The following is an 11453-nucleotide window of genomic DNA, read 5'->3' as shown; positions in this document are numbered from 1 at the left end:
AAATGCTCTTATCTCATGTTTATCCATTATTTACCCTCCTCAATAACGTAATCCACAAAGATATGTGGGGTCATTACATAATCAGGGTTAAGCTCTTTTACAATATGTCGCGCTTGTACTAACACTTTATCTGTTGCAGTCGCTAGAATTGGATTAAAGTTACGAGTTGTCTTTGTATAAACAACATTCCCATAGTGATCTACCTCAGTACCATATACAATTGCCAGGTCAGCACGAATCGGAAGTTCCAGTAAATAATCAGACCCGTTTAGAGTAATGATTTGTTTTCCTTCTTCAACCATTGTTCCCAGTCCAGTTGGTGTTAAGAATCCACCAAGCCCAGAACCACCAGCTCTTATCTGTTCTATCAAGGTTCCTTGAGGAGTTAACACACATTCAAGTTTCCCTTCACTCATTAAAGTTCCGGCTTCAGGGTTTAATCCGATATGAGATGCGACCAACTTTTTAACTTGACCATTGGAGATTAGTTTTCCAACTCCTTGGCCTGGTAATCCTGCATCATTACAGATTATCGTGATGTTTTTAACACCACTTTTTACTATCTCATCAATGATTTCTTCAGGTGTACCAATACACATGAATCCACCAACCATAATACTCATTCCATCAAATAGTAATTCACTTATCTTTGATTTATCTATTTTTTTCTTCATTCCACTTACTCCAATTCTCTTCAATAATTTCTGATATAACTCTATGATCATGGATATTTAATGTCATAGGAATCAATTCTAGATAATCATATCTATCTACATCATGATCACCTTCAATATATCCAGTTCTCACTTCATCAACAGATATATGAATAAAATACGAAACATTGTTTCTTAGCTTTTTGTATATACAAGTGTATTTATCTAAAATAGTTTTCTTAAATCCTACTTCTTCAAAGGATTTAAACTCATTCATGCTTTAGGTGGCATCATTTCTGCCTCACCAATAACAACTTTTTCACCATCTTGATTATAAGCAACACAATCAAAATAGACTCTATTCTTTTCAACATTCATTTCTTTGACAGTTACAACTGCTTTTATCTCTTCCCCTAGAAAAACTGGTCTTCTAAAATGTAATGATTGAGAGATGTAAATACTACCTTCACCTGGTAGTTGCATACCAAATACTTTGCTAAATAAAGATCCAACAAGCATTCCGTGGCTTATTCTTTTCTTAAACATTGTTTTTGAAGCATACTCACTATCAAAATGTACTGGGTTCATATCATTTGTAACTTCCCCGAACATCTCAACATCTTTCTCAGTTATTGTTTTCAACTGAAATGCTTCATCACCGATTTTAATTTGATTAATAGTTTTCATCATTTTCCTCCTAAGAAAATAAAAAAGAGCAGTTTATGATTTCTCATAAACAGCTCATCATTTATTAAAATGACAATGAACAAAGATTATCTTTGATCATCAAGTACTACTATATAGACATAGTAATTCTTTCGGCATAAATCTAATTCACTTATAATATCTAAGGTCTATCTCATTAACAATTATAAGCTACCACAAAATATGCTCCTCTGTATAATACATAATAATTATAACGATATATGAAAGCGTTGTCAATATAAATTGATAACACTTTTTATAAATAAGTTAATTTATGCTTTACGTACTATACAAGCCGATTATGGCTTTTAAGTTCAATGAATTATCTCTATTTTCATTCTATAAGAAGAAAGAAAAAAAGAGTAATATTAATTACTCTTTTATTTTACATCAATTTTTAGATTGTATTCCCCTAAATTATTAGTTGAAAGTTTCAGATTAGCAAGTCCTTTTCGTTGTGTAGTCTTCACATAAAAGGCTGTGCTTCCTCCACGAAGATGAATATGTTTTGGTCCTATTAATTCTAAAGGTCCATCAATATCAATCGATACAACTTCACTACTGTATGTCATTATGTTTTCATTCATATTGACATGTTTTAAAACCACTCTAGTAGTTTGATATGTATCTGTTTCGGTTAGAACTAAATCATCTACATCTATAAGTAGTTTATGATCATGTGTAGATCCTACTGTTTTCGTTTCTACAACTTCGTTGTCGATGATTGCCTCGAATCTATAAGATACAGATTCTAGTCCCCATTTACCAACATACTTCTCATAGAATTTGGCAGCTTGATCAATTGTAAGTTTATTACGTTTTAAGAAGAATAACATCTTTAGTTTTAAACGTAATGGTATATTCATACCATGTTTCATGATTGCCATCAGTATTTCTTTTACTGTATCACAATCTTTATTACTATATGGTTCATTATCATGAATCATGTTTCCAATAAAGTCTCCAATGATGATAGGACTGTGTGGTAAGTATCCCCACTGTGTATCTTTGCCTGGTTTATCGTTTTTGAAATCTCCAATAAATTCATCATTGATGTAGAATTTAACTGAATCAGCATTTGTCATTACCATTACTTCTTTAATCTCTGATGCTTCTTGTTCACCTATGTTTAGATTTCCAAGAATCTCTAGATAAGGTTTACCTCTTTGCATACTATATACAGAAGCTGCATACTTAGGAATTCTAAACATATCTAGAACACCATGATAACAGATTCTATCTCCACTACCGAAGTCTTTATGTGTGTTGTAATCAAACATACACCATCCAATTGCTCCTGCGATGTCTTTAGATTTAAAGTTATCGTTTTGAACATTTAGGTGTCTTTTTACTTGGAAGTTTCTATGCCATTCATCATCAAACTTCTTAGTAGGATACATATGTCCATTGAATTCAGTAACTAAATAAGGAACTTCTTTTTTAGTTACTTTTTTTCTAGGTTGTAATCCTTCATTATCACCACGATGGACAAAGTCATTATAGGTATATACATCTTCTATTAGTGCACTACCTGGGAAGTTTCTAACACCACCGGTAGGACGATACTTATCTAATGATTTAGCGATAGCGTTCGTTTTGAAATAGAATGAATCGTTATCTGGGGATTCATTAATACGTGTTCCCCATATATAGATTGATGGATGATTATAATCTCGGTACACCATTTCATATGTATTTTGAATCGCAACTGATTGCCATTCTTCATTTCCAATATGTTGCCATCCTGGAATTTCATTAAATACCAATAATCCAATTTCATCACAACGGTCTAAGAAATGTTTACTTGGTGGATAGTGAGAACTTCTTACTGTGTTTACACCTAGTTCATATTTTAAGATATCTGCGTCTTTACGTTGTGCGTTACTTGGCATTGCATATCCAACATATGGATATGATTGATGTCTGTTTAATCCATATAATTTAATTAGTTTTTTATTTAAGAAGAAACCGTCTTTTGTGAAATCAACAGTTCTATTTCCAAAACGTGTTGTGAATAAAACAGTATATTTATCTTTAACAGTGAGAGTATATAAAACTGGATTCTCTAATGTCCATAGTTCTAAATCAACTGATTCAGATAGACTGTTTTTATTTTTTGAGAAATCAACGTCATTTGTAAATGAATGAATTATTTTATCGTCTTTGGACAAAACAAATTCTAGTTCTTTCGTCTCTTTCTTATATCCTTTTGTGAATAAGTCTAGTTTTAGCTCATTGTTTATAACATCAACAAATACTTGATCAATATAATCTTCATCAAATTCATATAAGTATACTTCACGGTATATTCCTCCATATGTTAGAAAATCAACAACGAATCCAAATGGCGGAATGTCTTTACGTTCAGTGCTATCTACTTTTACGAACAATTTATTATTTCCATGCTTAATAGCGTCAGTTATATCTATTTTAAATGGGGTATACCCACCTTTATGTGACGCTACAAGAGTTTCGTTAATATATACTTCGCAATATGTCATTACACCATCAAACTCTAGTACGTATCGTTTATTGGCTTTTTTCTTGATATCAAGGTGTTTCTCGTAACTACTGATAAACTGATAATCATTTTCACTAAAGTTATTAAATGGTAGTTCTTTATTTGTATGTGGGATATTTACTAGTACTGAAGATGGGAATTCTTTGATATATTTTTCTTCAAAATGAGCGATATATTGCCAAGAGTAATTTAAAGCAGTTTTATTCAACGGCACCACTTCCTCTAATTTGTTCTAGTTCTGAGACGATATTTTGATACTCCACTTCATCGATTCTATGATATTTATTGAAGATTGCTCTTGCTAGCAACATACCAAATATTGGTAAGATAAACATCATTACTGAAATCCCAGTTAAGGTAGAAGCAGATTGTGCTAATAATGAGTCAGAATCCGCATCTACTTGAAGGTTAATTACTTCTAGTCCTAACCCAACAACTCCCATGCTTAGTCCTGTCGCCAATTTAACGACGAATGTTTGAACACTGAATACTGTGCTTTCACTTCTTGATCCTGTTTTCAGTTCACCATATTCTACTGTGTCACTCAGTAACAAAGTAGTAAGAACCATACCAATTCCTTGACCAAAGAATACAAATGCACCTAGTCCAAATACAAGGGGTATGTTGTTTCCAAGGAAGAAGGCATTCGCGAATAGTCCTAAAAAGGCAAATATCTGAAGAAGAATTGAATAGTTATACATTTGTTTTCTATTCAATTTTTTACTTAATGTTGTATATAAAGCAATTGAGATTAATTGAACAATTAATCCAAATCCAATGAATGGTAAGAATAGATTCTCATTACCTAAGTTATATGCGATATAGTAAAACGCCATAGTTGAAGTAATATATAAAACAAAGTTTGTAACGACTACTACAATCATTACAATCATAAGCTGATCGTTTTCTACAAGCAGTCTCCACATTTTTTTAAGCGATGTTTTTTTTGGATTCTCTATAACATTTTTTTCTTTCACATTAAGTACCATTATTAATTGTGATATAACAAACAATACTGCAATGCTTATACTAAATAGTAAGAACCCTGTTCTCATTTCTTCGTTAGTAGCTAACGTAACATTTCCTTGTCCTGATCCCAACATCGAAGCAAATACTAGGTACGGAGCACTTACGATAGCGAACCCAACTGTTGTAAAGAATCTTGTGATTGCACTTACAGATTCTCTATCTTCTTTGTGTTTTGATAAAGCAGGAATCATACTCCAAAACGGAATGTCCATTAATGTATATGAAACTCCCCATAATACATAGAAGATTGTGATGTAAATCATCAACTGAATACTATCACCTGCGAATCCTGGATTAATAAATACAAAGATTACGATAATTGCGTTTAGGATTGTCCCTGTTAAAATCCAAGGTCTAAATTTTCCCCATTTACTTTTTGTGTTCTGAACGATATTTCCCATGATTGGATCATTAATCGCATCAAATACTCTTACTGCCATAAACATTGTACCTACGAATGCTGGAGACATCCCTACGTAAGTTGTTAGATAAATAAACATAATTGTCGATAAAGCATATGCCGCATCTTTACCTATACCTGATACTCCGAAAAACCATTTTGTTTTGTTGTCTAGTCTCATTGTTATTTCTCCCTTTTTATATTAAATATTCTTGACCCATAATCAGGTAAAATCATTACTTCATCGTTGGTGCCTGTGCCTGTGAAGGTGTGGTGTAGTAATAGATTCATTTCCTTAAGTTGATTGTGTGTCATAGTTTTTGTGAATGTTTCATTCTTATACTTATATTTGTTTGCGATTTGGTTTAGTAGAAATCCATTTACTTTTAACTTGATTGGTAATACGTGATTTACTAAACTTCCTGTCGTTCTAATATTCATATATTGTTCTCGTACTGTAATATTGTAATCGCCTTCTATCAGATGATCTATCTTTACAGATTCTAATGGTGGGTTTGGCATTGCTTTATCTTGGAAATATAGAAGTAATGCTTCATCATGTGAATCATTAATAACCATCCAAATTGTATGATTAGTATCACGAATTGAAGATAATCTTTTTAGTGTTCCATATTGAAGTAATTGTCTATGTTCTTTATAGAACTCAATTTGTTTCTTGATAATAAATTCATCAATTAATGTTAGTTTACTTAAATCAAGTTCATACCCTAGAACACCAAATGCTGCTACATTGAATCTTGATTCTATTGGTGTGTGTCTCAATGTTTGATGTGAACGATCTCCACTAACGTGATTACTGATTGTAGATAGTGGATATAGTAAACTTGTTCCTTCTTGGATCAATGCACGTTCGTAAGTATCCGTGTTATCGCTTGTCCATGTTTGAGGCATATAATATAACATACCTAAATCAAATCTATTCCCTCCACTACTACATGATTCAAATAAGATATGAGGAAATGTATTATTTAGATAATCTAATATGTCATATAACCCAAGTACAAATAAATGATTGAATTTCCCCTGATCTTTTGTATCTAAGTATGAACTATATACATCACTAAAGTTACGGTTCATATCCCATTTTACGTATGTGATATTAGCGCTATTAAATAACGAGGTTAAAACTTCCTTTAGATACTGTATAACATCTTTATTTGTTAAGTCTAAGATTAATTGATTACGTCCTAAACTTGGTTCTCTGTTTGGAAGTTTGATAGCCCAATCAGGATGTTGTTTATATAAGTCTGAATCTTCATTTATCATTTCTGGTTCAACCCAGATTCCAAAATCTAATCCGAGTTTATTTACTTTATCACAAATCCCTTTTACTCCTCTAGGTAATTTTTTCTTATTATAGTACCAATCACCAAGCGAAGAAAAGTCATCATTTCTTCTTGCGAACCATCCGTCATCTAGACAGAATAATTCAATACCTAGTTTTTTAGCTTTCTTGGCGATGGCTAGGAGCTTTTTTTGATTAAAATCAAAATACGTAGCTTCCCAGTTATTCACAAGGATTGGTCTTTCGGTTTTATTTTGAATAATATGATTTTCTATCATTTTATGGAAGTTATTGCTAAGTGTTGTCAAACCTTTACTACTAAATGTTAGGACAACTTCAGGAGTAATAAACTCCTCATTTGATTCTACGTTATATCTAAAATCAAATGAGTTGATTCCGATATTCATGCGTAGTAAGTTGTGTGGTGAAACTTCGATGTTTGCTTCAAAGTTACCACTGTATATTAAACTTACACCATAACAGTTTCCATAGTCTTCAAATGTGTTCTTTTCTTTGATGATAAAGAATGGATTATGATCACTACTAGATACTCCTTTTTTACTATCAAAACGGACTGTCCCTTTTGTTAAAAAAGTATCGTTTATGTGACGTTCTCTTATCCAGGCACCATCTAGTTTAGATAGTGTATATTCTTTATTAAGCATATCGATATTCATACTAAGTGCTTTATCGATAATAATTGATTCTTTGTTGTTGTTTTTAATGACTGAGTTTCTTAGAATTACGTTTTCTGATTCATAGACTGTGTAGTTTAATGTAAGGTCTATGTTATAGATTTCATCTGTTAGTAGAATAGATAATGTTTCTTTTTTTGTAGCTTGTGGCATTTTACTAAAAGATAAATTTTGCACTATTTTATGACTCTTATATTTGAAATCTAACGTTCTAGATCCCCCAGGTAATTCTATGTGAAGTGTTGGTTCTCTATAATCACCTTTACCGAATGTTCCGTATTCTTGAGGGGTTATGTTTAACATATACCCTTTTGTGTCTTTTGAATATGATGTACTACTTCCTAGTTCAAATTGATATTGTAAACGAACATCTTCCATGTTTTTAATTGGTTCTATTTTAGCCCCATAGTATATATGTTCCAAGTGTTTATGTTCGTTAATCAATATAATATATGACGTATTATTTGTGTGAAGATAAAATGCGTTTTGCTCTTTATGAAAGGATATCATCTGACTCTCCTAACTAATGTGTTTTATGAATTCGCTTATGAATGTATCAAAATGTGTTTGTGAGTTCTCATCTTGTTTGAATACACCAGCGTCTTCTAAACATTTCGTGAATTTTATTGTTACATGTTTTCTTACAAATTCTTCTATTGGTTCATTGTTGTAGATTTGCTTTAAATCTTCTGTGAAGTTGTAATGAATGTTGTCTTTTTCTAATGATGTACTATTTTTTATAGCGTCTTCTATCATTGGAAGTTCATGTAATAGTCTTGCTGGTAAAACGGCAAGTCCCATTACTTCTATTAATCCAATGTTTTCTTTTTTAATGTTGTGGTTTTCTTGATGGGGATGGAAGATTCCTAGTGGGTAGTTTTTAGTTGTTCTGTTATTACGTAGTGCCATATCCAGGATGTAATTATTATCTTCTTTTCTAGCGATTGGTGTGATTGCGTTATGTGGCTCTGTAGTTTTATCAACGATATCAATATCTGGGTTTGAATATTGTTCCCAGTATGTATAAAGAGATGTTGCTGCGTTAATTAGTTCTTCTTTATTTGTTGATTCTAAACGTATCACAGATAGAGGCCATTTTAGTTTTTTGATTGTGATATTATTTAGTGTTTGTGTTGATAAGATTTCAGCGTCTTCAATTGGGAAGTGGTAACTTCCTCCTTGGTAGTGTTCATGTGATAGAATGCTTCCACCAACGATTGGCAATCCTGCATTAGATCCTAAGAAGTAATGTGGGAATTGATCTGTAAAATCAAATAGTCTTCTAAATGTTTTATCTGTGACATTCATTGGATTATGGTCTTTCATTAAGACAATTGAATGTTCGTTATAGTATACGTAAGGACTATATTGAAGATAAAAGTCTTCATTGTTGAGAGTGACTGGAATGATGCGATGATTTGTTCTTCCAGGTCTTCCACTGTATCCAACGTTCTCTTTACATAGTAAACATAGAGGGTAGTTTGTTGATTTTGTGTTACGTGATGCAATAATATCAAGTGGGTCTTTTTCTGGTTTGGATAAGTTGATTGTCATATCGATTGTTCCATATGATGTTCCCGATTTCCATGTTACGTTTTTGTCTGTTCTTGATGTTTTTATGTAGTTGCTTTTTTTAGATAGGTTATAGTAATAATTTGTAGCTTTTTGTGGTGATTCTTTGTATAGAGAATAAAACTCATTAACCACTTCACTTGGTCTGCCAATTAGAGTATCCATTATTTTTGCTTCGAAAAGGTCTCTGTTTAAGACTGTGTCTACTTCTATGATTTTTTGTTCTACTGCGTAATCAAGAATTGGTGTAAGTAACGTTGATGGTTCATCAACGATGATTTTTTTAATTTTATTATCTTGATAATCTTCTAGATGTAGTAGTGTAAGTAGAGAATTTACTGCGTAATTGTAGTCTTCAATGTGTAATAGGTTTTGGTGAAGTGCATATTTTATTAGGTTCTTGATATCGTTATAAATCATGATATCCCTCCTTATGAATTTTATGAAATTTCCAAGCGGATTCTATTATATCTTTTAAGCTTTTTGTTCTTGTCCATTTCAGAATGGATTCTGCTTTTTTGCTTGATGCGATTAGCGTGGCTGGGTCTCCACTACGTCTACCTTCTATCTTTGAAGGTATTTCGTGGTTTGTGATTTGTCTTGCTTGTTCGATTATTTCTAGAACGGAGTATCCTTCTCCACTTCCAAGATTAAAGTAATCTGAAATATTTGTTTTTGATAGATGTTTCATTGCTAAGATGTGAGCATTTATTAAATCTTCAATATGTATATAATCTCTGACACATGTTCCATCTTTGGTTGGATAATCATTTCCATAGATTGAGATGTGTGAACGTTTATTATTTGGTACTTGCAGGACAAGTGGGATTAGGTGTGTTTCTGGGTTATGAGCTTCTCCTATTAGTGATGTGTGATATGCTCCTGCGACATTGAAGTAACGAAGTGCAATGTATTTGATATCATGTGCTTGATCAGCCCATTTCATCATTTTCTCTATAGTGAGTTTTGTTTCACCGTATGTGTTAGTTGGAGTTTCTAACATGTCTTCATGTATTGGATATGTTTCTTGTTCTCCGTATACAGCAGCTGTGCTACTAAATATTACGTTTTTTACAGATGCATTATTCATCGCCTCTAGTAGTTTTTGCGTACCGTAAACATTATTATCATAATACTTAAGTGGGTTACTCATACTTTCACCTACTAGACTAAATGCTGCGAAGTGAATGACTGTTTCTATGTTGTGGTTATGTAGAATAGATGTAACTGCTTCTACATTCTTAATATCTTCATGATAGAAGATTGCATTGTCATCTACTGCTTGCCTGAATCCTTTTGATAAGTTATCTATGACAATAACATTATGATTATCTGCAAGTAACATTTTTACAGCATGGCTACCAATATAACCAGCACCTCCTGTGACTAATACATTCATAGTGTTTCACCTTCTTTGATTATTTTTGGTCCACCACTTGGATGAACGATATATATATCTGCGTTGTATCCTATTTTGCCTTTGTACTTTTTGGATACATAGTTGATTGTTTCTTCTATTTTATCTTTATGAATAATAGCGAGTGTACAACCACCAAAACCAGCACCTATCATTCTAGATCCTACTGCACCAATCTCTTTGAATGCATCTACTAGAGTATCTAATTCCAGGCATGATACTTCATATAAATCTCTTAGTGAGTTATGAGATTCATACAACAGTTCGCCTAGTTCGACGATGTTGTTGTTTTGTAAGTGACGAACAGCTTGTTTTGTTCTTTGGTTTTCAGTAACTGCATGTTCAACACGATTATACAAAATGTGTGGTAGATCTTTTTGTATTTGATTTAAATCTTTTATTTCAAGATCACACAATTCATTTAGTTGTTTTGATTTAGAAATGATTGATAGAGCTTCGTTACATTCCCTTACTCGTTCATTATATTTAGAGTCTGATAGACTTCTTTGTTTGTTTGTGTTAGCGATTATTAATTTATAATCTCCTAAGATTAATGGAACTTGTTTGTATTCTAAGGTTTCAGTATTTAAGTATATAGCGTGATTCTCTTTTGCCATACCTATTGAGAACTGATCCATGATTCCACAGTTAACGCCGATGTAGTTATTTTCTACTTCTTTACTCGCAAGTACAATATCTAGGTTTGTGATATTGATGTTGAATTCTATTTTTAAGATATATCCGATTAATACTTCAAGTGAGGCACTTGATGATAGCCCACTCGAGTTTGGAAGTGTTCCATAAATTACGATGTCTAATCCGTGGGGGATGAATTCTTTATATGTTTGAATCATTCCTTTAGGATAATTCACCCACCCATCCATTTCCTTGTATGATAAATCATCTAAAGAAATTGATATTGTTCCGTTATCTGGAAAGTTGTGCGATGTGAATGTGAATATCCTATCACTTCTTTTAGATACGATTCCATAGGTACCTAGTGAGATGGCTGATGGGAATACGTTTCCTCCTAAGTAATCTATGTGTTCCCCAATTATATTGATTCTTCCTGGGGAAAAGTATGTGGTTGTTCTATTAGATAGAATGTGTTGGTACATTGATTCTACTTGTTTTATATTCATAATTAACTCCTTG

9 protein-coding genes are annotated in these 11453 nt (G+C 32.4%); all 9 read right to left on the bottom strand.

Annotated features, from left to right (window positions below; genetic code table 11):
• Positions 1-26: 26 nt before the first annotated feature.
• The 9 genes from AC2LE6_RS02115 to AC2LE6_RS02075 all read right to left on the bottom strand — a co-directional run bounded on the left by AC2LE6_RS02115 (position 27) and on the right by AC2LE6_RS02075 (position 11440).
• The gene (locus tag AC2LE6_RS02115; protein ID WP_484477589.1) at positions 27-674 is read right to left on the bottom strand and encodes a CoA transferase subunit A; all 648 of its coding nucleotides are present in this window, start codon (positions 672-674) and stop codon (positions 27-29) included.
• Positions 655-930 carry a hypothetical protein gene (locus AC2LE6_RS02110; RefSeq protein WP_484477588.1) on the bottom strand — a complete coding sequence of 92 codons (276 nt, stop codon included), beginning with the start codon at positions 928-930 and terminating at the stop codon, positions 655-657. Before AC2LE6_RS02110 ends, AC2LE6_RS02115 begins: the two co-directional genes overlap by 20 nt.
• Positions 927-1340 carry a MaoC family dehydratase gene (locus AC2LE6_RS02105; RefSeq protein WP_484477587.1) on the bottom strand — a complete coding sequence of 138 codons (414 nt, stop codon included), beginning with the start codon at positions 1338-1340 and terminating at the stop codon, positions 927-929. The genes AC2LE6_RS02110 and AC2LE6_RS02105 overlap by 4 nt, the downstream gene beginning before the upstream one ends.
• Positions 1341-1738: 398 nt before the next feature.
• Positions 1739-4087, bottom strand: a complete 2349-nt coding sequence (locus AC2LE6_RS02100; RefSeq protein ID WP_484477586.1) for a glycoside hydrolase family 2 protein — start codon at positions 4085-4087, stop codon at positions 1739-1741.
• Positions 4080-5489 carry a glycoside-pentoside-hexuronide (GPH):cation symporter gene (locus tag AC2LE6_RS02095; protein ID WP_484477585.1) on the bottom strand — a complete coding sequence of 470 codons (1410 nt, stop codon included), beginning with the start codon at positions 5487-5489 and terminating at the stop codon, positions 4080-4082. Before AC2LE6_RS02095 ends, AC2LE6_RS02100 begins: the two co-directional genes overlap by 8 nt.
• 2 nt (positions 5490-5491) lie before the next feature.
• Positions 5492-7819: an alpha-galactosidase gene (locus tag AC2LE6_RS02090; RefSeq protein ID WP_484477584.1), complete on the bottom strand. Its 2328-nt coding sequence runs from the start codon at positions 7817-7819 to the stop codon at positions 5492-5494.
• Between the two features lie 9 nt (positions 7820-7828).
• On the bottom strand, positions 7829-9301 hold the full coding sequence (locus tag AC2LE6_RS02085) for a UDP-glucose--hexose-1-phosphate uridylyltransferase (RefSeq protein ID WP_484477583.1): 1473 nt from the start codon (positions 9299-9301) through the stop codon (positions 7829-7831).
• The gene (galE, locus tag AC2LE6_RS02080; RefSeq protein WP_484477582.1) at positions 9291-10280 is read right to left on the bottom strand and encodes a UDP-glucose 4-epimerase GalE; all 990 of its coding nucleotides are present in this window, start codon (positions 10278-10280) and stop codon (positions 9291-9293) included. Before galE ends, AC2LE6_RS02085 begins: the two co-directional genes overlap by 11 nt.
• Positions 10277-11440, bottom strand: coding sequence for a galactokinase (locus AC2LE6_RS02075; protein WP_484477581.1), 1164 nt, complete (start codon positions 11438-11440; stop codon positions 10277-10279). The genes galE and AC2LE6_RS02075 overlap by 4 nt, the downstream gene beginning before the upstream one ends.
• Positions 11441-11453 lie beyond the last annotated feature (13 nt).

It is taken from the genome of Candidatus Izemoplasma sp., from assembly GCF_982632705.1.
Note: the sequence above shows the minus strand (reverse complement) of the source record. Positions and strands in the feature narration are given on the sequence as shown.